The sequence below is a fragment of the Nonomuraea sp. JJY05 genome (assembly GCF_043496855.1).
In the GTDB taxonomy this organism is placed as follows: Bacteria; Actinomycetota; Actinomycetes; order Streptosporangiales; family Streptosporangiaceae; genus Nonomuraea.
The window spans coordinates 29,826-55,960 of record NZ_JBIEIS010000030.1 but is presented as its reverse complement, the minus strand read 5'-3'; the positions used below and the strand labels follow the sequence as shown (position 1 = coordinate 55,960).

Annotated in this window: 20 protein-coding genes and 1 pseudogene; 11 read left to right on the top strand and 10 right to left on the bottom strand. The window is 69.8% G+C overall.

The annotated features are described in order from the left end of the window. Positions 1–111: 111 nt before the first annotated feature. Genes ACFKCF_RS38525 through ACFKCF_RS38485 form a run of 9 tightly spaced genes read left to right on the top strand, consistent with a single transcriptional unit; the run spans position 112 to position 8,194 of the window. The gene (locus ACFKCF_RS38525; protein WP_394500239.1) at positions 112–1,260 is read left to right on the top strand and encodes a serine hydrolase domain-containing protein; all 1,149 of its coding nucleotides are present in this window, start codon (positions 112–114) and stop codon (positions 1,258–1,260) included. Further along, on the top strand, positions 1,257–2,120 hold the full coding sequence (locus tag ACFKCF_RS38520; protein ID WP_394500238.1) for an SDR family NAD(P)-dependent oxidoreductase: 864 nt from the start codon (positions 1,257–1,259) through the stop codon (positions 2,118–2,120). The genes ACFKCF_RS38525 and ACFKCF_RS38520 overlap by 4 nt, the downstream gene beginning before the upstream one ends. A 9-nt stretch (positions 2,121–2,129) precedes the next feature. Beyond that, positions 2,130–3,077, top strand: coding sequence for an alpha/beta hydrolase (locus ACFKCF_RS38515; protein WP_394500237.1), 948 nt, complete (start codon positions 2,130–2,132; stop codon positions 3,075–3,077). A gap of 13 nt (positions 3,078–3,090) precedes the next feature. Next, positions 3,091–4,002, top strand: a complete 912-nt coding sequence (locus ACFKCF_RS38510; protein WP_394500236.1) for an SMP-30/gluconolactonase/LRE family protein — start codon at positions 3,091–3,093, stop codon at positions 4,000–4,002. Further along, a complete protein-coding gene (locus ACFKCF_RS38505) occupies positions 3,999–4,925 on the top strand; it encodes an SDR family NAD(P)-dependent oxidoreductase (RefSeq protein ID WP_394500235.1) in 927 nt (308 codons plus the stop codon). Before ACFKCF_RS38510 ends, ACFKCF_RS38505 begins: the two co-directional genes overlap by 4 nt. 17 nt (positions 4,926–4,942) lie before the next feature. Next, positions 4,943–6,157 (top strand): cytochrome P450, encoded by a 1,215-nt coding sequence (locus ACFKCF_RS38500; RefSeq protein ID WP_394500234.1) that lies wholly within the window; start codon positions 4,943–4,945, stop codon positions 6,155–6,157. A 26-nt stretch (positions 6,158–6,183) separates the two neighbouring features. After that, positions 6,184–6,495: a 2Fe-2S iron-sulfur cluster-binding protein gene (locus ACFKCF_RS38495; protein ID WP_394500330.1), complete on the top strand. Its 312-nt coding sequence runs from the start codon at positions 6,184–6,186 to the stop codon at positions 6,493–6,495. Beyond that, complete coding sequence (locus tag ACFKCF_RS38490) at positions 6,492–7,766, top strand: NAD(P)/FAD-dependent oxidoreductase (protein ID WP_394500233.1); 1,275 nt, start codon at positions 6,492–6,494, stop codon at positions 7,764–7,766. Before ACFKCF_RS38495 ends, ACFKCF_RS38490 begins: the two co-directional genes overlap by 4 nt. Further along, on the top strand, positions 7,757–8,194 hold the full coding sequence (locus ACFKCF_RS38485; protein WP_394500232.1) for a nitroreductase family deazaflavin-dependent oxidoreductase: 438 nt from the start codon (positions 7,757–7,759) through the stop codon (positions 8,192–8,194). Before ACFKCF_RS38490 ends, ACFKCF_RS38485 begins: the two co-directional genes overlap by 10 nt. 450 nt (positions 8,195–8,644) lie before the next feature. Here ACFKCF_RS38485 and ACFKCF_RS38480 read toward each other — a convergent pair whose 3' ends face one another. The 4 genes from ACFKCF_RS38480 to ACFKCF_RS38465 all read right to left on the bottom strand — a co-directional run bounded on the left by ACFKCF_RS38480 (position 8,645) and on the right by ACFKCF_RS38465 (position 13,208). Further along, positions 8,645–8,881, bottom strand: a complete 237-nt coding sequence (locus tag ACFKCF_RS38480; RefSeq protein WP_364752139.1) for a hypothetical protein — start codon at positions 8,879–8,881, stop codon at positions 8,645–8,647. Continuing rightward, positions 8,874–10,136: a hypothetical protein gene (locus ACFKCF_RS38475; RefSeq protein ID WP_394500231.1), complete on the bottom strand. Its 1,263-nt coding sequence runs from the start codon at positions 10,134–10,136 to the stop codon at positions 8,874–8,876. The genes ACFKCF_RS38480 and ACFKCF_RS38475 overlap by 8 nt, the downstream gene beginning before the upstream one ends. A gap of 2 nt (positions 10,137–10,138) precedes the next feature. After that, positions 10,139–10,378 carry a hypothetical protein gene (locus ACFKCF_RS38470; protein WP_366315084.1) on the bottom strand — a complete coding sequence of 80 codons (240 nt, stop codon included), beginning with the start codon at positions 10,376–10,378 and terminating at the stop codon, positions 10,139–10,141. A gap of 256 nt (positions 10,379–10,634) precedes the next feature. After that, positions 10,635–13,208, bottom strand: coding sequence for an IPT/TIG domain-containing protein (locus tag ACFKCF_RS38465; protein WP_394500230.1), 2,574 nt, complete (start codon positions 13,206–13,208; stop codon positions 10,635–10,637). A 430-nt stretch (positions 13,209–13,638) separates the two neighbouring features. Here ACFKCF_RS38465 and ACFKCF_RS38460 point away from each other — a divergent pair, with 430 nt between their 5' ends. Further along, positions 13,639–15,792, top strand: a complete 2,154-nt coding sequence (locus tag ACFKCF_RS38460) for a hypothetical protein (RefSeq protein WP_394500229.1) — start codon at positions 13,639–13,641, stop codon at positions 15,790–15,792. A 724-nt stretch (positions 15,793–16,516) separates the two neighbouring features. On the opposite strand, the pseudogene ACFKCF_RS38455 reads toward ACFKCF_RS38460, so the two are convergent. The 6 genes and pseudogenes from ACFKCF_RS38455 to ACFKCF_RS38430 form a co-directional block, all read right to left on the bottom strand. Continuing rightward, positions 16,517–17,395 (bottom strand): annotated as a pseudogene (locus ACFKCF_RS38455) (IS982 family transposase); the annotation flags it as partial. An 864-nt stretch (positions 17,396–18,259) separates the two neighbouring features. Next, positions 18,260–18,799, bottom strand: coding sequence for a hypothetical protein (locus ACFKCF_RS38450; RefSeq protein ID WP_394500228.1), 540 nt, complete (start codon positions 18,797–18,799; stop codon positions 18,260–18,262). Further along, the gene (locus ACFKCF_RS38445) at positions 18,796–19,611 is read right to left on the bottom strand and encodes a hypothetical protein (protein WP_394500227.1); all 816 of its coding nucleotides are present in this window, start codon (positions 19,609–19,611) and stop codon (positions 18,796–18,798) included. Before ACFKCF_RS38445 ends, ACFKCF_RS38450 begins: the two co-directional genes overlap by 4 nt. Further along, positions 19,521–19,991 carry a YncE family protein gene (locus tag ACFKCF_RS38440; protein ID WP_394500226.1) on the bottom strand — a complete coding sequence of 157 codons (471 nt, stop codon included), beginning with the start codon at positions 19,989–19,991 and terminating at the stop codon, positions 19,521–19,523. Before ACFKCF_RS38440 ends, ACFKCF_RS38445 begins: the two co-directional genes overlap by 91 nt. Positions 19,992–20,513: 522 nt before the next feature. Continuing rightward, on the bottom strand, positions 20,514–21,281 hold the full coding sequence (locus tag ACFKCF_RS38435; protein ID WP_394500225.1) for a hypothetical protein: 768 nt from the start codon (positions 21,279–21,281) through the stop codon (positions 20,514–20,516). 8 nt (positions 21,282–21,289) lie between these two features. Further along, positions 21,290–21,886 carry a hypothetical protein gene (locus ACFKCF_RS38430; RefSeq protein ID WP_394500224.1) on the bottom strand — a complete coding sequence of 199 codons (597 nt, stop codon included), beginning with the start codon at positions 21,884–21,886 and terminating at the stop codon, positions 21,290–21,292. Between the two features lie 760 nt (positions 21,887–22,646). Here ACFKCF_RS38430 and ACFKCF_RS38425 point away from each other — a divergent pair. Next, a complete protein-coding gene (locus ACFKCF_RS38425; protein WP_394500223.1) occupies positions 22,647–25,916 on the top strand; it encodes a BTAD domain-containing putative transcriptional regulator in 3,270 nt (1,089 codons plus the stop codon). Positions 25,917–26,135 lie beyond the last annotated feature (219 nt).

Below are 26,135 nucleotides of genomic sequence, written 5' to 3'. Positions count from 1 at the left end.
GACGCACAAGCCGTCCACTCACCGGAACACCGTCCCGCAACGGCGTCGCCTCCGCCCTAGCGTCGGGTCACCAGCCCGCAAGCGATGCCGCTCACCGCAGGGGGACAGCACATGACAACCACCGATCCTCGCCTCAGCAAGGCTCTTGATCGCGTGCTTGATCTGGGGGAGATCGGCATCGCCGTGGCCGCCTACCACCGCGGCGAGCTGATCGCCGACGCCGTCGCCGGAGTCACCGACGTCACCACGGGCGCACCCGTCGACGAGCGCACCCTGTTCCCGGTGTTCTCCGTGACCAAGGGCGTCACCGCGACCGCGCTCCACCTGCAGGCCGAGCGCGGGCTGGTCGACCTGCAGGCGCCGATCGCCCGGTACTGGCCGGAATTCGCCGCAGGCGGCAAGCAGGCCATCACGGTCGAGCAGGCCCTGTCGCACCGGGCAGGCATCCCGCAGATGCCCGAGGGCGTCACCCCGGAGGCGCTGGCCGACTGGGAGTGGATGACGGACCGGATCGCCGGCTTCACCCCGCTGTACGAGCCGGGCACGACCAGCGCCTACCACGTCCTGGTCTGGGGCTGGATCGTCGGCGAGGTCGTGCGCCGCACCGATCCCGCGCACCGGCCCTTCGACGTCTTCGTCACCGAGGAGATCTGCGCGCCGCTCGGCGTCACCGACTTCCACCTCGGTGTCTCCGACAATGACCTCGGACGGGTGGCCACCCTGTACGGAGGCAACGCGTTCGCGATCTCCGACGAGCACAACATCAGCCCCCAGGCCGTCTTCCCCGGCTCCGACGTGCACAACCAGCCGGTCATGCAACAGGCCGTGGATCCCGGAGCGGGCGCGATCGCCACCGCGAACTCGGTGGCCAGGATCTTCGCGATGCTGGCCGAAGGCGGGCAACTGGACGGCGTCCGGCTGCTGTCGCCCGACAGGGTCGCCACGTTCACCCGCCCACGCACGGACGCGCACGCCCCCGACCGGGTACTGACGATCCCGGTGTGGTTCGGCGCGAACGGGTTCTGGCTCGGCGGCGAGCCGGGCGCCTCCGACCCGCTCGTGGGGGACCACCGCTCCGTCATCTACAGCCCCGGCGCGGGAGGCTCCGTCGCCTGGGCCGATCTGCGCGACCGGATCGCGGTCGCGATCTGCCACAACAACATGGACGCCCCGGTGAGCGCGGGTCCCGGCAGCACCTTCGAGCCCGTGGTACGCGCCATCCGCGAGATCGTCGACGAGCGTGAAGGGAACATGCGATGAGTACCCCACGAGAGCTGTTCGGCGGCGGCGTCGCGGTCATCACCGGAGCCGGTGCGGGCATCGGCGCCGGCCTGGCCCGGTACGCGGCCCGTGAGCTCGGCATGACGGTCGTGCTCGCCGACGTCGATGCCACCGCGATCGCCGCTCTGCGGGCCGAGCTGGAGCAGGACGGCGCCCGCGCCCTCGACGTCGTCTGCGACGTGCGCGATCCCGACGCCGTCGAACGCCTGGCCGCGACCGCCTTGCGAGACGCCGGTCCGGTCAGGCTCCTGGTGAACAACGCCGGCGTCGAACAGTTCGGCTACCTGTGGGACACCCCCGCCGCCAACTGGGAGCGCCTCTTGTCGATCAACATCAGCGGCGTCTTCCACGGCATCAAGGCGTTCCTGCCGCGCATGATGGCCGAACCGGGCCGCTCGTGGGTGTGGAACCTGTCGTCCATCGGCGGGGTCGGCGCCAGCCCTCTGCAGGCGCCGTACATCATGAGCAAGCACGCTGTCCTGGCGCTCACCGAATGCCTGCGCCAGGAGGTCGAGCTCGCCGGGCACGGGCAGCACGTCCACGTCCAGGCGGTGCTTCCCGGGGCCGTGGCCTCGAACATCTTCGAGTCCGCCGGCGCCGTCGAACAGGGTGACGTTGCCGCCGCAGAAGACCATCGCGCGTCCATGCTGCAGATCAAGGCCCAGGCGATGGACCCGCTCGACGCCGCCCGCGAGTTCTTCGACCAGGCCGCGGCCGACGAGTTCTACCTGCTGTCACAGCCCTTCGTCGCCGACGCCATGGCGGCACGGGCCGACATCCTGATCCACCGCCGCGCCCCGCGACTGCCGCAGGGCGAGTTCTCCGTCCCCGCGTCCTGAGGCCCGCCGATGCCGCTGACACCTGACCTCGACCCGGACGCCGCCGCGATCGCCGCTGCCATGGCCGGAGCGCCGCCCATGCGCGAGCGCGGCCTCGACGCGATCCGCCACGCCATGGAGACGATGCCGCTGCCCGCGGATCTGCCCGTCATGGCCGTCACCCAGGACCATCTGATCGACGGGCCGTGGGGGAAGATCCCGCTGCGCGTCCACCGCCCGACCCTCGACGAGCGCGCGCCGGTGCTGGTCTACTTCCACGGCGGCGGCATGTGCCTGGGCTCCAACCACTCTTTCGAGCCGCTGGCCAGGCACCTGGCCCACCTCAGCGGCGCCACGGTGGTGTCGGTCGGATACCACCTCGCGCCGGAGTCGCCACCCCCCGCCCAGTTCGACGACGCCTACACCGCCACCGTCTGGACCGCCGAACACGCCGGCGACCTGCAGATCGACCCGAGCAGGCTCGTCGTCATCGGCGACAGCGCGGGCGGCACCCTCGCGGCGGCGGTCGCCCTGGCCGGGCGGGACCGAGGCGGGCCGGCGATCAGTTGCCAGGTGCTCGCCTACCCCGGCATCGACCGGGACCTGGCCGCCCGGTCGATGTCGCAGTACGCGCAGGCTCCGATTCTCACCCGGGACGATGTCCTGTTCCTCAACGAGAACGCCGACGCCGGGCAGGGCCACCCGGACAGCCCCTACCGCATCCCCGCTTACGCCGCCGACCTGAGCGGGCTGCCGCCGGCCATCGTGGTGACGGCCGAATGCGACCCGATCAGGGACTGGGGCGAGCGCTACGCCCACCGGCTACGCGAGGCCGGCGTCCAGACCACCCACACGCGCTACCCCGGCACCTACCACGGCTTCCTCGCCCAGTCGGACCACCTCGCCCGAGGCCGGCTCGCCGTCGCCGAGATCGGCGCGCTGCTGCGCGCCAAGTTCGCCCACCCGCTGCCCTTCTGACCTAGGAGAACCCGTGGCCGATCCGTTCGCCGACGCCCGCGTGCTGGCCGCCAAACAGCTGTCGAGCGGCTACACCTGGGCTGAATGCCCTCGCTGGCACGACGGGGCGCTGTGGTTCAGCGACATGTACGCGCACCGCATCGTCCGCCTGGACGACGACGGCACCCCGCACACCGTGCTGGACCTGTCGCAGCGCACGCCCGTCAACGGCACCGAAGTCATCCCCGGCGGGTTCGGCCGGCTGCCCGACGGCAGGCTGATCGTCACCTCGATGCACGAACGGCTCGTCCTGGCCTTCGACGGCGAGCAGGTCACCATCCACGCCGACCTGCGGGAACTGGCGAGCGGGCCGATCAACGACATGGTCGTGGACGGCGACGGCCGCGCCTACGTCACCCAGCTCGGCTTCGAACTGTTCCAGGGGGAGGAGCCGCGTGACTCGCCGCTGCTGGTGGTGGAGCCCGCCGGCACCGCACACGCCCTGACCGACCTGGGCGGCATGTCCGGCGCGAACGGCATCGCGATCACCGCGGACGGCAGCCGGGTGCTGACCGCCGAGGCGTTCGCCAACCGCATCACCGTGTTGGACCGCGACGAGTCCGGCCGCCTGAACGGCCGGCGCGTCTTCGCCGAAACGCCCTCCTTGCCGGACGGCATCTGCCTGGACGACGACGGCGGTGTGTGGGCGGGAATGCCCGGGGTGGCCGTGGCCCGCTTCGTCGAAGGCGGCGCCATCACCGACGTGGTGCCCTTCGACGCCACCGAGGCCCTGCCACCCGCCTGCGTGCTCGGCGGCGCCGACCGGCGCACCCTGTACATCTGCGCCGGCCTGGACGTCATGGACTGGGAGGAGTCCCGGCGCAACCGCCGCGGAACCATCTGGCAGGTCCCGGTCCAGACGAGCGGCGGAGCCAACCGCCCATGACCGAGAAGGGATCCACTGTGGACCTGCTCTCCTTCCACGACCGCGTCGTCATCGTGACCGGCGCCGGGCGCGGCATCGGCCGGGCGCACGCCCTGCTGCTGGCCGCCCGCGGCGCCGGCGTCGTCGTCGCCGACCTCGGCGCGAGCGTGGACGGCTCCGGTGTCGAGGGCGACGACCCGGCCGCCGACGTCGTCGCCGAGATCCGCGCCGCCGGCGGGCGGGCCGTCGCCTGCCGCGCCGACGTCGCCACCGAAGGCGGTGCGGCCGCCGTGGTCGAAGCCGCCCTGGCCGCGTACGGCCGGCTCGACGCGGTGGTGAACAACGCCGGCATCGTCCGGACCGGGCACTTCGACGAGATCCCGATCGAGGAGTACCAGCGCCATCTCGATGTGCACTTCTTCGGCTCGCTGTACGTCTGCCGCGCCGCCTGGCCGCACCTGATCGCCTCCGGCACCGGCCGGGTGGTCAACACGGTCTCCGCCGCGATGCTCGGCAACCCGCTGATGACCCACTACGGCAGCTCCAAGGGAGCCGTCTTCGCCCTCACCCGTAACCTCGCCATCGAGGGTGCCCCGCACGGTGTGCTGGTCAACGCCCTGGCGCCCGGAGCCGGCACCCGCATGGCCGAGAACTCGGCCGACTCGCTGTCCCCCGACGTCATGCAGTACCTGCGCACTCAGCTCCTGCCCGAGCACGTGGCCCCGGTGGCCGCCTACCTCACCCACCCCTCCTGCCGGGTGAGCGGCGAGGTCTTCAACGCCGCAGGCGGCACCGTCAACCGGCTCGCCGTCGTCACCACCCAGGGCATCCACGAGCCCGGCCTGACCGTCGAGACGGTGGCCGAACGGTTCGACGACATCATGGCCCTCACCCCCGAGGCGCGGCCGGAGACCATCACCGCAGCACAGCCCCATTCCGCCTGAATTCCGACGGAGAGATGATGACCATCCCCATCGACTTCCCCTTCGCGCCCCGGCCCCCGGCCGAGGCCGTGGAACACCTGCGGCGCCTCATGGCCGACCGCCCCATGACCAAGGTCACCATGCCGTATGGCGGTGACGTCTGGATCGTGCACCGCAACCGGGCGGCCCGGCAGATGCTCAGCGACCGGCGCTTCGTCCGCGAGCCGTTCCGCACCGGGGAGCGTGAGGTGCCGTTCTTCGTGCCCTTCCCCGACTTCCTGCGCACGACGCTGCAGTTCGAGGATCCGCCCCAGCACACCAGGCTGCGCAAGCTGGTGCAGAAGGCGATCTCGCCACGGCGCGTGCGCGACATGCGCGACTCGGCGGCAGCCTTCGCCAATGAGCTGATCGACGGCATGATCGCCCGAGGCGGCGTGCGCAACCTCGTCGCCGAGTACGCCGTACCGCTGCCCATCGAGATGCTCAGCTCGCTGCTGGGCGTGCCCTCGTCCGACCGGGAGAAGTTCGAGCGGTGGAGCTCCTCCACCCTGTCCGTGGCCGGGAAGTCCGAGCAGGAGATCGCCGCCGACATGGGCGAGCTGGCCGCCTACATGACCGACCTGATCGCGAAGCGGCGGGCAGAGCCCCGGGACGACCTGCTCAGCTCCCTGGCCCACGCCCACGAGCGCGACGAGACGCTCACCGACGCCGAGATCCTGCCCATCGCGTTCCTGCTCATCGTCGGAGGCTTCGACAACACCGCCAACTTCCTGACCACTGGCGTGCTGTCGCTGCTGCGCTCCGACGAGCAGCGGGAGCTGTTCCTGACCGACCCCGACGCCCTGGCACCCACGGCTGCCGAGGAGGTGCTGCGCCACGGCAACTTCATGATGGGCGGCCCTGTCGGAGGTGGAGGCGGCCTGGTGCCATTCGTCGCGACGGAGGACGTGATCATCGACGGGCAGTTGATCGCCGCCGGGGAAGCCGTCAGCATGGACTCGGGCGCCGCCAACCACGACCCCGACGTCGTGCCGGATCCGGGCCGCTTCGACATCACCAGGACCGACAACCCGCACCTGATGCTCAGCTACGGCATGCACCACTGCCTCGGCGCGCCGCTGGCCCGCATGGAATTGCAGGTCGGCATGGCCGAGATCTTCAAGCGGCTGCCACAGCTGCGGCTGGCGGGCGAGCCCGTGGTCCGCCACGACGTGCTGACCCAGCCGATGACCGACCTGCCCGTCACCTGGTGAACGCAAGGAACAGCGCATTGCCGAAAGTGTTCTACACCCAGCCCGACGGCCGCCAGGATGTGATCGAAGCGGCCGCCGGTGACTCGGTCATGCAGACCGCCGTCCGCAACGGGGTCTCCGGCATCGTCGGCCAGTGCGGCGGCTCGCTGTCGTGCGCGACGTGCCACGTCTTCCTGGCCGAGGAGAACGCGGGCGACTTCGCCCCCGTCGGCGACGACGAGGACGAGATGCTCGACTGCGCCGCCACCGAACGCCAGGACAACTCCCGCCTGTCCTGCCAGCTCGTCCTGCGCGAGGGCCAGGAGGTCCACGTGACCATCCCGGAAGCCCAGCTGTGAACCTGCTCGTCGTGGGCGCGGGCCAAGCCGGCGTGCAGATCGCCGGCAGCGCCAGGGACCTGGGCTGGGAAGGCCCCATCACCCTCGTCGGCCAGGAACCGTACGCCCCCTACGCCCGGCCCCCGCTGTCGAAGGCGTTCCTCAAAGGCGAGGCCCCGCTCTCCTCCCTCGCCCTGCGCAGCGCCGCCTTCTACGCCCAGCAGCGCATCGACCTGGTGCCGGACGAGCACATCGGCCGGATCGAGCTCGCCGGCGGCGGAGCCGGCACGGCCTTCTCGGCCGCCGGCCGCCGCTGGAGCTTCGACCGTCTCGTCCTGGCCACGGGCGCGCGCCCGCGTCGCCTGCCGATAGAGGGCGCCGGTCTGGACGGCGTGCTGGCGCTGCGCGACATCCGGGACGCGCAGGCTCTGGCGCGCCGCCTGGCCGGCGCCACCGCCCTGGTCGTCATCGGCGGCGGCTTCGTCGGCTTGGAGGTCGCCGCCACCGCCGCGGCGGCGGGCGTGCCGACGACGGTCGTCGAAGCCGCGCCCGCGCTGATGAACCGCGTCGTCAGCACGGCCATGGCCGACATCATCGCAACCGCGCACCGCGCCGCCGGCGTACAGATCCGCACGGGACTGCGCCCCGTCCGCCTGCGAGGCACGGACGGCGCGGTCGTCGCGGTAGAACTGGACAACGGCGATGAACTGCCTGCGGACCTCGTCGTCGTCGGCGTGGGAGCCCAACCCTGCGACGAACTGGCCCGCGCCGCCGGCCTGCACTGCGACAACGGCATCGTCGTGGACGCCCGCTCCCTGGCCTCCGACGGCCACACCATCGCCGTAGGGGACTGCGCGAACCTCCCCGACCCTTCCCTCGCCTCGGACGACGCTCCACGACTGCGGCTGGAAAGCGTCGACAACGCCGTCGAGCAGGCCACCTCGGCCGCGGCCACCCTGGCCGGCCTGGACCGCCCCTACCGCGGCGTCCCATGGTTCTGGTCCGACCAAGGAGGGCTCAAGCTGCAGATCGCCGGACTGGCCCGTCCGGACGACGAGGTCCTACTCCGCCCGGGCCGACGCCCGGGTCAACACACGGCGCTGCGCTACCGGGGCCTGCAGCTGGTCGCCGTCGAATGCCTCAACAGCCCCGCCGACTTCCTCGCGCTGCGCCGGGCTCTCGGCGAGGGCGTCTCCCTGTCACGGACGACGGCCACGGACACCGGTCTGTCGCTGAAGGAACACCTCGCCACCGCACAGTGCGCCGACATCAAGGAGTCACCATGCCCATGACAGGCCCGTACGAACCGAGCCCGGCCAGCTGGGTGGCCCAGCAGGTGGAGCTCTACGAACGCACCGGTGGCGCGGAGGGCGGAACCTTGCAGGGCCGCCCCGTCGTCATCCTCACGACCAGGGGCGCGAGGTCGGGGAAGATCCGCAAGACGCCGCTGATGCGGGTCACCGACGGCACTCGCTACGCCGTCGTCGCCTCCCAGGGCGGTGCGCCCACGAACCCCTTCTGGTTTCGCAACATCCTGGCCGACCCGCATGTCTCCCTGCAGGACGGTCCGGTCGTCCACGACTATGTCGCGCGCCGTGTCGAAGGCGAGGAACGCGGGAAGTGGTGGGCCATGGCCGTCGAGACCTGGCCCGACTACGAGGAGTACCGCAAGCGAACCGACCGCGACATCCCGGTCTTCGTTCTCGAGCCCTCCTCCTGACGGGTGCCCGACGCGAGATCGCCGGCCAACGCGATCTGAGCTCTCCCAACCGACCACCTGATTCACTACAGCGGGCACCGGCCGCACCAGTCCCGGCGACGACGTCCCCAGACACCGCAACGCGGCCTGCCCGCGACGTGACCGACGTCAACCTGCGATCCATCCACCGAAAACCCGTCGTCGCGGGCATGGCCGGCGAATACCGCCACGCCGCTAAACCGCAGCTCAGCCTACGTAACTCAATATTCGAGCGGCACACCATCCCCGTGTGCGCGGGGAGGACGCGAACGCTGCAGCGGCGCAGAAGTCGTGTTTGAGGTCATCTCATGCCGGTCTCGCTGACGTGGGCATTAGCCGCAGCTAGGGTCGGTTTGGACCCCTTTCGCGAATTCGGATAATACAGCCTCCTGCAGATGCCGAATGACCGTGTGTGACGACATCAAGGTGTTCCTAAGCAACGATCAGGAAGACGCCCATGAACGGCGGCTCTGGTGAGACAAGACGCCACACCACGCCAGTGAAATCACGGAACCATCTCTCTTCAAAATTCTCTATGTCGCCGTACCGCGACTCCACGGGAATCTCTTCGAAGTCCCCGTTCTTGATCGCGGCGCTGAGCCATTCCTGGAAGCGGGCGAACTCTCCAGGGCTACGGAATCCATGGATCTCGTCGTAGTGTTCAGTCATGTTGCCTCATGGGGAACTCGCCACGGTTCACGATCCAGCTCGGATCTACCTTTTGTGTGATGACTACTTGACTGCCGCCGCCGGCTAGGCCGCCCTGTTCGGCAGCGATGCCCTCGTAGTAGGTGATGCCAGGAGGTACCCGGATCTCCACCCATTTTGTCGCTGTGTTCCCCCACTTTGTGAACAGGGCGCTGTCGAGGATGGATTGGACCGGGCCGGAGGGCTTGACCGTGGTCCAGTATGCTCCCAGTTCCTTGGAGGTGCCACCGTAGACTCGGTAGAGGGTGACCGGTTTGGTGGTCGTGACCGTCCAATAGCTGCTGCTTCTGAATGTAGTCATGAGATCCGGTTTATCGGCGAGCGGGCCAGGGTTCAGTGGTCCGTAGCGGGTTCCGGGGTGAGGGGCCGAGCCGGTCCCGCCTGCACCTGCGGATGGCGGTTCCGCGCCGATGCCGTCGGAGCGCTTGGGTCCCTTTCCGATGTCGTCGGCCAGCCTGCCGGGCATCAGGGAGGTAGAGGTGGACGGTTTGCGGCGGAACGTGCTCTTAGCGGCTCTGCCTAGTGTTCCTACAACTCGGGTGCCGGCCGAGGCGGTGCTGCTGGAGCCTGCGGAGGCGACGGCGGCGAGGATGTCGGGGATGAGGCGGCCGAAGGCTCGGTCGGGGTTGGAGGCCCAGGTGTCCCAGTCCAGTAGTGCCTTGCCGAATTCGGCTGGGTTCTGGATGGCGGTCATCAGGGACTGAGTCAGGTCGTTGACGCTGCGTTGCCAGCCCATGAAGTCGATGGCTGCGCGGGTGGGGGAGTAGTCGATGACCAGCTGGCCGAGTCCGGCGACGCTTTCCACGGTTCCTTTGGCCTGCTCGGCCATCGGGTTTGAAGAGACCAGGTTCGGGTCGAAGATGTCCTGGAGTTGCTGGCCGATGCGGTCCCATACGTTGCCTATCGTGGGCAGGGGCGTACCGGGAGCGAGCATGGCCTCGTCGACGGAGATCGGTGGCTTGCCCGCGCCGAACAGTTCCGGCCTGGCCAGTTCCATGCGCTCCAGGAGCACCAGTCGCCTGTTGATCTCGGGGCCCTGCCCGCTGGCCCACGCGGCTGTCTGGCGGATGGTGTCGGCTGAGGCAGTCGGCAGCCAGGCCCCGCGCAGGATGTTCCACAACTCTTCGCCGATGACGTCCAGCGAGACTTCGGCCTGGTGCAATGCGTCTTTCAACGCGCGGACGCCATCGGGGACCATGCCCTCCAACTGGCTCATGGCTAGCCTGGGCTGTCGGCTGGCGTACGGGCTAGTAACGCCCGCAGTTCGTCCACGACGCCAGTGCAGCCCCTGCTGATGGCCTGGCGCTGGGCGGCCAGTTCGTCGGCGAAACGCTGTGCGGCTGGGCCTGTCCAGATGTTCTGGCCCATGAGCGCGGCCACGCGGTCGAGTGCGGGCCTGGCCTGATCGGTGAGTTGCTCTGCCCGGCGCAGCGCCTGTTCCACTTGCTCCCGGGTCATGGGTACTCCTTCGGGCGCGTCGACCTAACTCGGGGGTTCAAGATTGGAGCCATTGGACTGTGCAGTATCCGCGGCAGCAACCGAATCGCCCGGATTGGTCTGAAGCGTCAGATGGACGACGCTGGCGGTAGGCGAGCACTGCCATGTGGATGGCGTTAGACGTCACGGCTGTATTTAGCTGTGAAAACGGGGAGGGAAACCACAGGTCAGAGGGCAAATTGCCTGGTCGGGAAGCGTGCCCCCGGCAGGATTCGAACTACGTGATGAGTCCGAGCGTTACCGTTCCCGTGCCGGCCTGGGGTGGATCGATGAGGACGGTATAGGTCCCGGTGGATGGCAGGACCGGGAGGTTGAGGGGCGTATCGTAGGTGACGTTCTGGCTGACCAGGAAGGTGCCGTCGGGCTTGCGGACGCGTACGGCGAACTGGCGTTCGGGGAAACCGGATGCCCCGGCCACCTTCAGCCGTACCTTCTGTGCCGCCGTGCCGGCGAAGCTGAATTCCGCGTCTTGGCCGGGCCGGGTGATGGCCGCGTTGAGAACCGGTCCGTCGAGGGTGAGTGTCCCGCCGGTCACACGTTCGGAGAGAGTGAGAGTCAGCGCGCCGGTTCCAGACTGTTCCGGCTCGACCACCACGCGATAGGTGCCGGATAGCGGGAGCCGGTCGATGTCGATCTCTCCCGATGCTCTGGAGGGCACGAAGTACCGGCTCTGGACGTGGGTGCCGTTGGGCGCGAACACCGAGATCTGCACGCCGTGGTTCATGGAGTTGGCATAGACGCCGAGGCTGACTGGCGTGTTGGCGGTGCCCGTGAAGGTGGCTTCCGCGCTCTGGCCTGGCCGCTCGACCGTTACCGCCGTGCCGGGGCCGGTCGTGGTGAGTGCCACAGACAGCGGAGCCGTGGACAGGGTTGCGACCAGGGATCCGGTGTTGGCCTGGAAAGGGTCGATGACGACCCGATAGATGCCGGTCGCGGGCAGTTTGGGCAGGCTCAGCTTGCTGATCTCACCGCCGAGGTAGAAGTCGGTGACCACGTTCAGGCCACTGGGGGCGATGACGTCGACCTGGGCGGACGACGCCAGGGAGCTGTCGCTGAAACCGATCGTGATGAGGTCGCCAGCCGTCGCCACGAAGGTGAATACGGCGTCCTGCCCCGGTCGGTCGACCGCGAGGGTCGCGCCCGGGCCGGTGGTCGTGAGCCGGCCGCCGTCGACGGGGGAGGCCAGGGTGACGGTGAGTGAGCCGGTGGCCGCCTGCTGTGGGTTCACGACGACCCGGATGGGGCCGTTGTAGGGGACTGCGGTCAGGTCGATGTCCCCGCTCTGGCCGACGCCTAGGCTGAAGTAGTGGAAGGGGGTGGTGGCGCCGGGCGCGAGGAGAGATACGAGGACCGGGGCGGCGAACGTGTTGCCGGACAGACCGATCGACGCATGGGACGATGCGGTGCCGTCGAATGTCAGCACGCCGTTCTGGCCGGGTCGTGAGAGCGTGATTGGGGTTCCGTTCCCGGTGCTCGTGAGCGTGCCTCTGACCGGGGCGGAAAGTGTTGCGGTGACCGTGCCGACCGCGGCGCGGGCGGGGTCGATTGTGACCTGGTATGTCCCCGTTTGGGGAAGCTTCAGTACGTCGACGCCGTCGTCGCTCCAGGCCCGGACGACGACGCCGTTCACGATGACGGTCCCGTCGGGTGCGACGATGTCGACGCTCAGCGGCTGGGCGAACCCGTTGGCGCTCATCCCTAGGGACACGGTGTCGCCGGAGGCGCCGGTGAAGGTGGTGACCGCGCTCTGCCCCGGCCGGGCGATCGTGATCACCTCTCCGGCGCCGGCCCGGTCCAGCTCGGGGACCTCCAGCGGGGTGGACAGCGTGACGGTCACGGAGCCGGTGCCCGCTAGGCGAGGCGAGATGACGACGCGATAGGTACCGGTGTAGGGGGGATCCGGCATGCTGATGTCATTGCCGTCGCCAACCTGAAGGCCGTTGCCGCCGGTCCTCTCAGACCCGTACGGATCGAACAATTCCAAGCTGGCGTAGCTCGTGAGGGTGTTGTCGCTAAGGCCGAGTTCGAACGGTCGGCCCGCCTCGGCGTCGAAGGAGACCACGGCCCGCTGCCCGGCCCTGGTGATGGCTGCCACGATGCTCTGGTCGCCCGTTTGCGCGGTGCCCGCGTTGAGCGGCTCGGAGGCCGTCACGGTGACCTGCCCCGTGGCACTCGCGCCCGCGGGATCGATCAGCACCTGGTAGGTCAGCCCCGCCGTAAGCCCGTCGAAGTGGAGCGAGCTGCCTACCGGAGCGTAGTCGGAGTCGATCTGGGCCGCTGTGGGGCTGTACACCCGGAAGTGGGTGTAGCCGGTGGTGATACCGGACAACCCAAGATCGACGCTGCCGGAGACGGGCGCGTCAAAGACGGCGACCGCGTAGTTGCCAGGCGTCGTGATGGCGACGTCCTGGGGTGTCCCGCCGACTGCGACGCGGGCCGTGCCGTCGCTCTCCTCAAGGGAGAGGTTGGGGCTCGGCAGGACGATGTCGCCGTCCCACGTGGTCTCGCCCTCGGGCGTGGCGACCCGGAGCCGCCCGGTGGTTGTCGCCACGGGTACGGTCACCTGCAGCTCTGTGGCGGAGACCGAGGTCGGAACCGCACGGTTCCCGTTGATTGTGACGTCGTTGTCCCCGAGCTCGGGCGCGAAACCGGAGCCGGTGATGGTGATCTCGGCGCCGGGCTGGACAGCGGCCGGCGAGACCGCCGTGATGACGGGGCCCGAGAACGCCGCTGCTATGACAGGGGATACGGGGACCAGTAAAGCGATCAAGAAGCTAAGAAGGAACGGCATGGCATGCTCCCGGACGGCGACGGGTCCGCCGCGAAGGAGCGGCGTTGATCAAGCCTTGCTCTTACCTCAGGCTAGAAAAGGGTGATCATCCATGCAAGCCTGTTACAGCCATGCGTGCCCGAGAAACGTGGCCATCTGCGGTATTCCTGGCTGCAATCGCGAACCCGAACCGCTCGATCTCCTTCGCCGTCAATCCCATTTGCTCAATCCCGCACCACGCCCCATTCGTTCAGTGCCTGGGCGGGCGTAGCGGGTTGCTGGAGCCCGGACGGTCCAGGATCACAGTTTGACCTGAGGAAAGGCTTTTGCCGCGGGACATACCGGGAGCGTACGATTTTGCCGGCCTCTGCGGGCGCAGGACCGCGACCCGGCAGACCCTTTTCTGCCGGAGAACAGCGAACGATCAACAAGGCTGCGACAGTGGCGACCCGTGGAGACGATGGATGCCCGGGCGCGGCTGCGGCGGCCGTTCGTCGTCGTGCGCGCCTTTCTCGACGCTGCCAGGCACCTGGTGCCGCTGGTGGCGCCGGCTGCGGTGGTGTTCCTGCCGCTGGGCCTGATCGCCGCGTCGGCGCTGCTGCCGCTGCTCAGCGGCTCGGCCGTGGTGCGGAACGACGAGCTGGAGATCTATGGGGCCGAGCCGCGCCACCTGCTTGTCTGGAGTGCGGTGGTGCTGGTGGTGTTCACCGTGGCGCAGGCCGTGGTGTTCCCCGCGACCGTGGTGATCGCGGCGGGGCTGCAGGCGGGTGGCCCGCCCGTGCCCGCGCGCCGGGCGCTGCGGGCGGCCCTGCGGCGGCTGCCTTCCATGTTGCTGCTCGTGGTGCTGGCCGTGCCTGTGTTCGCGCTGGTGGTGGCGGCCGGGTATGGGGCGCTGCTGGTGACCGGGAGTTTGGTTCCGGCGGTGTTCGTGTTCGTGGGGCTGGCGCTGTTCACCATGCCGGCGCTGCTGGCCGTGCCCGCCATCGTCCTGGAGGGCCGCTCGGCCCTCGTCGCCGTCGGGCGCGGCTACGACCTGGTGATCGGGCACTCGCCGTCCAGCACGTTCACCCTCGCCTGCGGCGTGTACGTCATCCCGGGCCTCATCTCCCAAGCCTTGGACGCGGCCATGGCAGGGCTGCACGGCCCGGCGCTCATGTACGCCTCCGGCCTGGCAAGTGGCGTACAGGCACTGGCCGGAACGGCCTTCCAAGCGAGCGTGGTCACCCGCCAGTTCCTGCACCGGCTGGCGCTGCGGCCGGACCCGGTCTCGGCCGAGGAATTCGACCGGATCCTGGCGGGCCTGCCCGGGGTGGGCCCGCGTCGCGGGGTCTGGTTCCCGCTCGTGCTGCCCGCGCTGGTCCTGCCCGGCCTCGCGTACGGCGGCGTCGCGGCGGTCAACCCGTTCGGCTGGCTGGAGACCAGCGAGACGGACGTCACCGCCGCGTGGCGTGACTCGTTCGAGGCCGGCATCGGAGCTCCCCAACTCGGCAGGGGAGACCTGCGTGCCCTGTACCCGGGGCCGGGTACGGGGATGGTCGCGCTGGTCTACGGCGGATTCCAGAAGCCGTCCGCGATGTTCGCGTGCGCCGACCGCACCTGTCGCCGGGCCCGCTTACGCTACGCCGAGGCAGGCCCGGACCAGGACCTCGGTGTCGACGCCGTCGGGGCCGCGCTGCCGGACGGCCGCTTGGTGCTGACCTCGTGGACGTGGCATCGCCGCGAGTGGGACTCCTGGGAGAGTCTCGGGCTGCTGATCTGTGACCAGGAGAGGTGCATCCCGCCGCGGGACGGAAGCCCTCTCATCCCGCGGCACGACTTCGCCCGTGGCATGTCGCTGGCCCTGTCCCCGCGCCCCGGCGGCGGGCTGGTCGTCGCCACTGCCGATCAGGTGGAGATCGGTCGAGGGCGCAGGCGGTACGACGTGATCTCCTTGATCTCCTGCGCGGACTCCGGCTGTTCGCGCCCGGTCACCCGGGAGGTGGCGCGGGTCCCCTCGGGAGGCTTCGCTCCCGGGCCGCAGACCCTGTCGGTCGTGGTCGGTGCTGACGACCGTCCGGTGGTCGCGCGGATGGACAGCAGAACCGGCGCGGTCCATATGGTCTCGTGCGAGGACCCCGCCTGCGCGCGCCCACACGTCACCCGGCCGGTGGCGCCCCAGACGATCGAGGTGACCCGCGACAGCCCGCGTCACGCCGTGGCGGTGGCGGTGCGCCCGGACGGTCGGCCGGTGCTGGCGTATCAGGACATACGGGATTCGGCGGTCAAATATGTCGATTGCCGCACCCGGGACTGCGCGCAGCACGTCACGGTCACGCTGTCCGGCGAGTCGTACGCCCCGCCGGTGCCGGTGATCGATCGGGCAGGGCGCGTCCTGGTGGCCTACCAGGACGCGCCCCGTCCGTACGTCATGCTCGCCACCTGCGCGGATGGCCATTGTTCCCGTACCGTGGTGAGCGGTATGCGCAACGGGCCCGGCGATTGCCTGGCCATGATGCTCGACCGGGCGGGACGGCCGGTGATCGTCTGGACGGACGACAACGGCTCGTACTTCTCCGACAGCAAATGGTCGCTGATGGCCACCACCCCGCTCAATCTCACCCCGTGAACAGGGCACCGCATCATGCGTTCGGCCGACAAACTCCTTGGCGGCAAGGTAAGTTCAAGCGCCGCTGAGGCAACGATGGGCATGGTGGGGCCGGTAGGGTGCCGTCGTGCTCGGTGCGTGCTCGTACGCCCCGTCACAGGCCGTCAGAACCCGGCATTGCCTGACACGCAAAACGCATTGAGGTGGCACGAACCGTCACCCAACGGCACGGCGCGGCACTTAAAGATCCTGCTTCTAATCCGACGGTCGCAGCTTCGAATTCTGCAGGGCGCGCCTTGTGATGTCTCAGGACATCGGACGCCTAGGACCTACGGGTTTGGGGTTTGCCTGGGTTCGGTAGTCGCGGGTGGGGTCGATGGTCAGCTCGCGCAGGAGCTCTCCGGTGATGGCGTCGACGACGCGGACGTGCAGGTCGTCGACGAGTAGGAGGACGTGGGTTCGGGCGGGCGTCGCCCGCGAGCTGCGTGGCGATCATCTCGGCAGCCGGGTCGTGCCGGCCACGCCTTCCGGCAGCCGGTCGGGAGAGCCATCAACGACCTGATGAATCAGTGCTCACGCCATGACGGCGGGCACGACATCCCGCCAGCGATCATCCATCCGGCTACCGGCAGGGCACGGTCTTTTGCCAGGACTGAAGGTCCAGGGGGACAGAGTGTTCGCCTGGCAGTGGCTGCCAATCCGAAGTCTGCCCGATGACTAGACGAGCAAGTCCTAATTCGGGTTGGTGGTCGTAGGCGATCAGTGACCGGGTGATGGGCTGGCCGGTGGCGCGGTTGTGCCAGATGGCGGCGGTCAGGGCCAGGATGCGCTGGGCGATGCGAGCCCCGACCCCGGTGCAGTTCGAGGTCTAGCTGGCCTTTGAGGGTGTCGTTGACGGACTCGATGAGCTGGCGGATGGGCTTAAGGAGGTGTTCGCCGGGGGCGGGGTGCGCGGTTGCGGTGGGACGGGCGCAAAGGTCGCGCGCCGCGTTCGGTCAGGAAGGTGTCCAACTCGGTGGAGACGTAGCCTTTGTCGGCGATGATCAGCAGGCCGGGACGGTCGGCGAGCAGGTGCGGGTCGTGCTCGCAGATGGCCATCAGGACCTGGCGTTCGTCGATGTTCGGGGTGGCCAGGGCCCAGGTGATGGGCAGCCCGGTGGGGGTGCAGATGAGGGGCAGGCGCAGGCCCCAGAAGTAGCGGGAGTGGGAGCGGCAGTAGCCATAGCCGGCCCAGCCGGCCAAGTCCGAGCGTTGGGTGGGGGGCGGGAGCGGCCGCACTCGATGGGGGTGGAGTCGGTCACCCACACGCTGTTGTGCCATAGGTCGGTGTCGGTGTCGGTGGCCAGTGCCCGGATTGCTTGTTTGGGCAGGGTAGGGCCTTGTGCGGGCGTTTGTTGTAGCCGGATTGACCGGGAAGGTAGGGGAAGGCGCCGGGCAGGTGTTCGGGGACATAGCGCAGCCAGCGCGCCTCGGAACGCACGCCGGGCAGGACCTGCGCCTCCGCCAAGGGGAGCAGTTCGGCATCGGTCAGCTTCGGCTTGCGTCCCATGCGCGGTCGGCGCCCGAGCCAGTCGTCGATGCTGACGTACAGTGCGGTGAGAAGGGTGTTGAGGTCTGTTGTCACAAACCGATCGTCAACACCCTTCGCTATGTCCACACTCCGCTCTGCAGGGACTTAGGACTTACTCGTCTAGGGCAGATCCGTTAACTCTCATTAGGGGGATAAGCCCTTTCGCCCAGGCGGTGGCCTTTGCCGAGAAGGTCACGGGTGTGGTGTCCGCAGCACCGGGAGTTCCGCTCCGGGCAAGAGCATGCCGCATGAGCTGTCTCGGCCCGCGAACCTTCCTGTCATCCGCGACGGAGTGGATGGACCTCGAACGAGCCCCATCGCACACCGCAAGGGGGTCGCCACGCCGGCGCCATTCCGGAGCGCCTGGCCATCCGGCGATGACGCTCCCGCTGCTGCCACTGCGGCCGGCCATGCCGGCCTCAGGTGTTCCCGGACGGCGGGTCAAGCTCTCGGTTCAAGGATGCCCAGTTCGGCGGCTCGGGCAGTGGCCAGTTCGCGGGTGCCAGTGCCCAGCTCGGCCGGCGCCGCTGCGGCATGGCCGATGGCATCCATCGGGCTCTGCGGCGCCGCTCAGCACGACCTGCTGTGCCATTCCGATCACGCTGCGGATGTGCTCGGCCTCCACCGGCGGAACGTCTGCAAGCTTCGGGAAGTACCCAAGCCGCTGGTGAGCCTTCAACCACACCAGCAGCGCCAGCGGATGCTGATCGTCCTACGGCTTGCCGCGCGCCCACTCCACCTCAGCCGGCGACGGGGCGAACATCTCCGCCCCCTTCCGAGCAGACACCGCCCTCGCGTATCTCGGGAGGACGTTTGATTGATCTACGCCACCCGAACCCCGGAAACCGTCGCCGGTACGGGCAGGCCGCCGCGTTCTCGATCCTGTACGCGGCGCCGGCGGCGATCATTAGGTGGCGGTCACCAAAGTACCTGGCGGGCTCGTTCAACTTTGGCGGTGCCGATGAAGGGCTGGCGGCCGTGCCCGGTCCGATGGCCGGGCACGGCCGCCAGGTCACTCGACCATGATCTGATGGGCGGCCTTGGCCGGCCCGGCCGTGGCCTCCCTGACCACAACGCGAGGTAGCTGTACCTGCCGGCGATGGCGGGTGTGTCGGTGAACGTGTACGTGCCGTCGGCGTTCACGCTCACCGGCGGGAGCTTGACGCTTCCATCGCTGACGTTGTCGACGTACACGCTGCGCTGCACGGTGAGCGTGGCCCCCGGCGAGGGCGGCTTGCCGCCCGCCGTCAGCACGCCGGTCAGCACCATGGCCGTGCCGACGACGCCTGACTGCGGCCCGTCCATGGTGAGAGTGGATCTGTGCCTGACTGTCACGGTGACGGAGGCGCTGCTTCGGCGGTAGTGGTCGTCGCCGTCCCAGAACACCTGGTAGGTCACCTCACCGATGTCCGGCGGCGTGTCCTCGAAAGTAAAGGTGCCGTTCTTCCGTGTCGTCACGCCGGCGATCGGCTCTTTCGTCCCGTTGAGCAGGCGCCGGGTGACCGCGAGCCGCTTGAGCCCGAGCGCCTTGCCGTCGGTGCGGGTGAGCCGCCCCTCGACGGTGACCGGCGAGCCGGCATACGCGCGCGCGCCGGGGCCGTCACCGTCAGATTGGATGCCGGCAGCGCGACGCCCGTCACCCGCCACAGCAGCAGCCGGTTCGCGGAGCTCCGCAGCAGCGCGAAGACGTCCGTGCCGGAGAACGCGACGCCGTCCGCGAGCAGTTCGGCGTCCGGCTGGTCGGCCGCGAACATCGCCGCGCCGGTCGCGGCGTCGTAGAGGGTGAGGTCGGTGCTGCCCCACTGGCGTCCCGCGGCGACGTAGGCGCCGCCCGAGCCGAGCGCCACGGCCGACGGATACCCGTCCCAGCCGTCGCCGTAGGTGCCGGTCGCCGCCAGGGTCCTGGTGTCGTACCTGGTGAAGTGACCGGGGGTGTCGGCCGTGGAGAACAGGGTGGTGCCGTCGGAGGTCAGGGCGAGGTCGCGCAGGTAGTCCATGCGCCACTCCTCGCCGTCGATCGTGCCGCGCAGTTCGGGGGTGCCGCCGCCGACGTCGTAGACCAGCATGTCGGCGTGGTGCAGGCTGGTCCGGCCGACCACGAGCGTGTCGCCGGCGGCCGCGAGCACGGGAGCGCGCAGGTGCTCGCCCCCGACCGCCACCGGCGCCGGTGTGGCCGCGCTCAGGTCCAGGCCGAGCACGCCGCCAGGGCCGTTGTCGCACCCGTGCCCCACCCAGAGCCGCTCGCCCAGCAATGCCAGGGTGGACGGCACGGGTGGGCCGACAGGTCGATCCGCCGCATGACGGCGAGGCTCGCGGTGTCGATCTCGGCCACCTCGTTCGAGCCGGTCAGCGCCGCGTACAGGCGGGTGCCGTCCGCGTTCACGGCCAGCTCGCGGACGCCGGACAGGCCGGTGACGACGCCGCCGGTGAGGTTTCCGCCGGTGTCGGCCACGATGATCCGGTCGTCGGCGGGGACGAACACCCGGCCGCCGCCGACGGCCAGGTCGGCGGTGTAGGAGTCGAAGGTCACCCCCAGATCGGTCGTGGTGTCGGCCGCCGAGGCGGCGGGGGCCGCGACAGTGAGCAGGCCGGTGAGCAGGCCGGCGGCGCCGCAGTGAGCGGCTAATCGGCGAACCAGTGGGTGGCGCACGAGGACCTCCTGCACAGGATGGGAACAAGCGTTCTAATAGCGTCTTATGGGTGTTCCCACGTCAAGATCGGCCGGTCGGCACGACACCAAACCGTGATCAAGCATGCTGCCGCCCCGGTCGAGAGCGTGTTCTCGGGGGAGGGTGTACCGCTTCAGAATCCATCGCGTAGGGCTTGGGCTGGGAGCGTCGGGCCGGACGGCGGTGCCAGGCCGGCAGGGACGGGCAAGGCGCCGTTTCATCAGGCCGCGGTGTCGGCGTAGGACGGTGTCCGGGCGGACGAGAAGCCGTGGCCGACGTAGAACCCTGCGGGGCAGCCCATCGGCGGCAACCGCGGCGCTGCGAAGGTGCTGGGTAACGGTCAGACAGGCCAGGCGAAGCCCAACATGGAGGTGATTATCGGCAGGCGCAGTGCCGCACTATGGCGCAATGAGCGGGCCCGTGCCCGTGCCGGCAGGGCCCGCTCAGTTCCTGCTGATACCCACCGTTCGGCGGAAGCTCGACCGCGCCCGGTCGGGTCCCGCTCAGCCGCAGGAGTCCACCGCGACCTTCGGGAAGAACTCCTGCCGCTGCCCCGGTGTCGCCGCTTTCAGCTTGGCGGTGAGGGCGGCCGCGTCAGCTCCGGCCAGTTCCTCCTCGATGCCGGCTGCTGGTCCCGCCTCCTCAGCGGCGAGCCTGCGGGCCTGGTCGGCGCTCTGCGTGCGGCCCTCCGACTCGCCCTGGCCGATGACACCGCCGTCGAACGGCAGCTCGGAACCCTCGCCGAGGCCGACCCAGCCGGCGGGCCGGGGTTCGTCGCCGGGCGAGCACTGGGCCGCCTCCCAGGCGATGGCCATGACGTACTGGTGGCCGGCCTCGACGCGCGGCCGGTCGTGCAGGGCCATCGGGGTCGGGCGGTCGGCCTGGCCGTCGGTGAAGACCGCTCCGGCGGCCTGGAAGTCCCAGCTTCCGGGGGCGGGCTGGGGAGCTCCCTCCCGTGACCACAGCACCTGCTTGACCTCCAAGCGCACCGTGCGGCCGAGCAGCCCCTCGCCCCGTTCCACCTCGCTCCGGCCGGGAGGCAGGAGCTGCTCGGAGGTGGCGGCCACGACGACGACATGGTCGGCGTAGGTCACCCAGTCGGCCGCGGTGGTGCTGGGCAGGTGGTCCTCGGCGCTGCCCATGACCACCTGCCGGGGCTGCTGCGCCGGCCTGGCCTGCGCCTGCGTGCCGCCTCCCGAGAAGACTGCGGTCGCGACGACACCGGCCACGACGGCCGCCCCGATGACGGCGATGTACGTACGACGCCTCACGGCCCCTCCTAGTAGGTGGCGTTGATGTTGTCACGGTTGTTGGCGCCGAGGGTGGCGCCTGGGGGGACCGGCGTCTGCAGGCAGCCGAGCCGGGAATCGGTCTTGGACAGCCGGGGGCTGGAGACGTCGCCGTGCTGGAGGCCGACGGCGTGGCCGGTTTCGTGACACGTCAGGGTGTTGGTGTAGTGCCCGTTGCCGCGGATGCGGATGTACTGCTGGTCGCAGTCGACCCCGTCACCGCCCGACGCGTTGCACCAGGTCGTGCCGTCGGCGCTGCTCGGGATGCCGTTGGAGCCCTCCTGGTAGATGATGTCCGTCTCGGCGCCGCCCGAGAACACGGGCGAGGAATCGTAGTGGAAGGCCAGGTCGGTGGGGCGGTACTCGCTGTCGATCACGTTGTTGACGGTGTTCTTGTCGACCTGCTCCAGCTCGTACTCGCCGCCGCTGTCCATGTAGAACGTGACGTCGCGGTTGTCCGTCTGGCAGGGATAGTTGGCGCTCATACCGGTCATGCAGCTGATGGTGGTCTGCGCGGTGGGGAACATGTTGTCGGTGGCGGCGGCCCAGGCCACCCCGACCGCGACCATGAGAGGTACGAGCGCCATCGCGATCACCCCGATGACACGCCTACGCGCGGATGCTAACAAATGATCTCCTAACCAAGCGTTGTAGCTTCTCTCTCGCAGGCGCCCGTGGAGTGGAGCCTGTTGACGATTGCCGCCGAGGATGCCTGACGAGCTCGCACCTTCAGGAGCGGCAGATCCGGCCGCGTACCGGCGGAAGAACCGGCGGTCGGGGTGTCCCCGCCGCGCTTCAGGACAGCTGGAGATGGGCAGGCCGAGCCGGTCAAGGATGGCGAGTGTGCGGCCCAGGTCCTGCAGCAGCGGCTCACCCACCTCGCGCTGCCGGGCGCCGGTTACGCGCTTCGCCCGGCTGCGCACCTCCCGTACGTCCACCTCGAGCAGGCCGGCCCGCCGAGCCGCACGGACCGGCCACCTGGTCGTACCCGCTGCCGCCGCAGGTGCCACCAGGCTGCCTGCGCAGGTACGGCAGGTGGCGCTGCCCGGCGCTGGAGGTCTGGGCGTTCACCAACCCCCGCTTCACCTTGGCGAGCGAGCGCCGGTACGAGCCCCCACCACCGCGATGGTCTCGCGCCCGATGCTCGCGACGTCCCGTACGAACGCAGTCAACTGTCGGCCAGGAGCGGCTGGTCGCGCGGGTCATAGACCAGCCGCAGCTCATCCCCGACCCGCTCCCAGGAGATGCCTTTGAGTTGTGGCCTCACCGGCGCATCAGCCAATCTCTGCGATGGGATTTGGCAACACCGTGGCAGTCGCACGCATGGACGCCGCATGGATCTCGCACGTGAGCAAATTGCTCCTGTCGGAGGCGTGGACTAGCCTCGAACCCGTGATCTTGTCCGGTGTCCGATTTCTCCTCCTCGGCCCCCTGGAGATCATCGTCGAGGGCCGGCCCGTCCACCTGACCGGCAGGCAGCGGACGCTGCTCTCGGCCCTGCTCCTGGACGCCGGCGGTGTGGTGTCCGTGGAACGGCTGGCCGACCGCCTCTGGGGCGACGATCTGCCGCCCTCCGCCCCGGCACGGCTGCGCGCGCTGATCGCGGAGCTCCGCCGGGCGCTCAGTCCCCATGGACGGGACGTCGTCCTCACCCGGAGCCCGGGATACATGATCGCCGCCGGAGCGGCCGCGGTGGACGCCGCGGAGTTCGCCTGCCTGGTGGAGAACGCACGGCACGCCGCCGGGGACGACCGGCACCAGGCCGCGCTGGATCTGTACGACCGAGCTCTCGCACTGTGGCGCGGCGACCCCTTCGCCGATCTGGCCGACCCTGCCGCCCACGCGGAGCGGCACCGGCTCGAGGAGCTCAGATGCGAGGCGGCCGAGGGCCACGCGGCCGCGCTGCTCGGGATGGGGCGAAGCAGGGCGGCCGTGCCCGGCCTGACACGGCTCCTCACCGAACAGCCGCTCCGGGAGCGGCCCCACGCACTGCTCATGCAGGCACTCCGCGACGACGGCCGGCTCCCCGACGCTCTGGCGGTCTACCGGAACTTCCGTAGGAGGCTCGTACACGAGGTCGGTGTGGAACCGAGCGGAGAGCTGCAGCGGCTCCACCAGCGCCTGCTCGAGGAGGCGCCGGCGACCGAGGCGGCCAGGTCGGCGCCCGTGCCGCGCCAGCTGCCGCCCGTCACCAGCCGCTTCGTGGGCCGCTCCGCGGAGCTCCTGCGCATGGACGCCGGCCGGGTGACGCTCGTGGTCGGCCCCGCCGGCGTGGGGAAGACCGCGCTGGCGATCCGGTGGGCACACCGCGCGAGCGATCGCTTCCCCGACGGGCAGTTGTTCCTTGGCCTGCGGGGCTTCGACCAGCGGGAGCCGATGTCCCTACCCGAGGCGCTGCAGCTGCTCCTCCAGGGGCTCGGCGCGGCGGCGAAGGACATACCGGTCGAGCTGGACGCTCAGATCGCGCTCTACCGCTCGCTTCTGGCAGGGCGGCGCGTGCTGGTGGTCCTGGACGACGTGGCCGACCCGGAGCAGGTACGCGCGTTGCTGCCCGGGGATCCCGGATGCCGGGCCGTCATCACGAGCCGCAGCCGGCTGGGCGGCCTGGTGGCCATGGACGCGATCGAGCGCCTCACCCTGGACGTGCTGGACCACGGGGAGGCGCACCAACTGCTCGCCCAAGGCATCGGCGAGGACCGCCTGCTCCGGGAGCCGGACGCCGCCGAAGAGCTCGTGGCGCTCTGCGGCCGGCTGCCACTGGCACTGTCCATAGCCGTGTCCTGGATCGGCGACCACGGGCACCGGATGATCGGCCATTACGTCCATCAGCTCGCGGACCGGGGGCGGCTGGTGAGGCTGCGCGTGGAGGGCGACGAGAGCGTGGCCGTACAGGCGGCCCTCGACCTGTCGCACAACGCGCTGCAGCCGGCGGCGCAGCGGATGTTCCGCCTGCTCGGACTGGCGCGGGGGAGCGGTATCTCCCCCGCGGCGGCGGCCGCCCTGACGAGGACCAGCCATGAGCGCGCCGAGGACCTTCTCGCCACGATGGCGCGGATCCACCTGATCAAGGAGACGGGGCCGCACCGTTTCGCCGCTCATGACCTGGTGCTGGAGTACGCCGCACAGCGCAGCCTCGTCGAGGATTCCGCGAGCGAGCGGCGGGCCGCCGTCCAGCGGCTGCTCGACTACTACCTGAGCACGGTCATCGGCGCCGCTGGGGCGGCCGGCTTCGAAGTCGCGCAGCTCGCCTGCGACGGGGCTCGGCCGGAGGTCACGCCGACGACCTTCGACGCCGCTGCCGACGCCCTCGACTGGCTCGACACCGAGTGGGACAACCTCGTGGCCGCCGTGTCGCACGCCGCCGCGCACGGGCCGCGGCCGTACGCGTGGTTGCTGGTCGAGGCACTGACGGACATCCTGCACCACCGGCGGACCCGTGGGGAGTGGCTGCGTCTCGCGGAGATCGCGCTGGCCGCCGCCGAGGAGGAGGGGAACTTCAGAGGGCAGGCGGCGATGCATCACTCGCTCGGACACGCCCGATGGCGCGTGGCCGACCTCAAGTACGCCATGGATCACTACGAGCGCGCGCTGGCGCTGTCGCGCCGGGCAGGCTGGCCGCTGGGCGAGGCCAGGGCGCTCCAAGGCTGCGGCGTGGTGCTGAAACAGCAGGGAGAGCCGCACCAGGCCATCCCTCGCTACCGGCGGTCGGTGGAGATCCATCACGCGCTGGGGTCGGTGCGCGGCGAGGCGGGCGGGCTGAACAACCTGGCCTCGGCCTACCTCATACTCGCCCGGCTGGACCGCGCCGAGGAATGCCTGCGGGCTTCCCTTCCCTTGACCAGGGAGTCCGGCGACCGGCATCTCCAGACGCTGACACTGGTCAATCTGGCTCTGGTGCGCAAGAGGCAGGCCCGCTTCCCGGAGGCGCTGGCGTCCCTGGAGGAAGCGCTGGCCCTGGCCGAGGCCGACGGATTGCGGTACGCCGAGGCGGTGACGTACGAGACGTTCGGCTCGGTGCACCGCGACGCCGGCAACTACGAGCGGGCGATCGACGTCTTCGGCCGGAGTCTGGCCATCGCCGAGGAGGTCGAGAACCGCCGGTGCCAGATCGCCTCGCTGACCGGCATGGCGGGAGCGGAAACGGAGCTCGGCAGAGCGGACAGCGCGCTCGCCCGCCTCGACGCCGCGCTGGACCTTGCCGAGCACACGGGCATCGACCTGGACGAGGTGTTGCTCGGCCGCGCGGAGTTCCATTACCGCCAGGGCAGGTACGCGACCGCGTGGGACGAGGCGGACCGGTCGCTGGCGCTGGCGCTCACGTCCAATCTGCTGAATCTGCCGCGCCTGCACGGCCTGCTCGCCGCCATCCACCTGGCGGCGGGCGACGTTGAGCAGTGCGTCGAGGCGTGCGAGCAAGCGCTGCGGCAAGCCCGGCGATCCGGACAGCGGCTGGACTACGCACGCGCCCTGATGACGCTCGGCCATGCCGTGAAAGGCACGCGGCGCGAGGAGTCTCGACGCCATTGGGGACAGGCCCATGCGCTGTTCACGGTCATCGGCGCACCGGAGCGGTCGACGTCCGCGGCACTGCTGGGCCAAGCGCCCGAGGCCCTCTGAAGCAGCCTCATCGTTCCGTGCGATCATGCTTCCGATTTGCATGGACGCCTTTTTCGGTCCATGCAGAGAACATTGCTTTGGGCCCGAAATATCGGAAGCCTGGTTCCTCCTGTCGTGGGGTCGGAAATTAATTTCGACCGTTGCGCCGTAATTCGGAAGACCAGATCATCGTGATCATCATCGTTTCGGCCGCAAGGGCCGGAGAGGAGACATCATGAT

Coding starts and splice junctions, on each gene's coding strand:
- ACFKCF_RS38525 (WP_394500239.1), top strand. CDS start 112: ATGACAACCACCGATCCTCGCCTCAGCAAGGCTCTTGATCGCGTGCTT.
- ACFKCF_RS38520 (WP_394500238.1), top strand. CDS start 1,257: ATGAGTACCCCACGAGAGCTGTTCGGCGGCGGCGTCGCGGTCATCACC.
- ACFKCF_RS38515 (WP_394500237.1), top strand. CDS start 2,130: ATGCCGCTGACACCTGACCTCGACCCGGACGCCGCCGCGATCGCCGCT.
- ACFKCF_RS38505 (WP_394500235.1), top strand. CDS start 3,999: ATGACCGAGAAGGGATCCACTGTGGACCTGCTCTCCTTCCACGACCGC.
- ACFKCF_RS38500 (WP_394500234.1), top strand. CDS start 4,943: ATGACCATCCCCATCGACTTCCCCTTCGCGCCCCGGCCCCCGGCCGAG.
- ACFKCF_RS38485 (WP_394500232.1), top strand. CDS start 7,757: ATGCCCATGACAGGCCCGTACGAACCGAGCCCGGCCAGCTGGGTGGCC.
- ACFKCF_RS38480 (WP_364752139.1), bottom strand. CDS start 8,881: ATGACTGAACACTACGACGAGATCCATGGATTCCGTAGCCCTGGAGAG.
- ACFKCF_RS38475 (WP_394500231.1), bottom strand. CDS start 10,136: ATGAGCCAGTTGGAGGGCATGGTCCCCGATGGCGTCCGCGCGTTGAAA.
- ACFKCF_RS38470 (WP_366315084.1), bottom strand. CDS start 10,378: ATGACCCGGGAGCAAGTGGAACAGGCGCTGCGCCGGGCAGAGCAACTC.
- ACFKCF_RS38465 (WP_394500230.1), bottom strand. CDS start 13,208: ATGCCGTTCCTTCTTAGCTTCTTGATCGCTTTACTGGTCCCCGTATCC.
- ACFKCF_RS38430 (WP_394500224.1), bottom strand. CDS start 21,886: ATGGCGCTCGTACCTCTCATGGTCGCGGTCGGGGTGGCCTGGGCCGCC.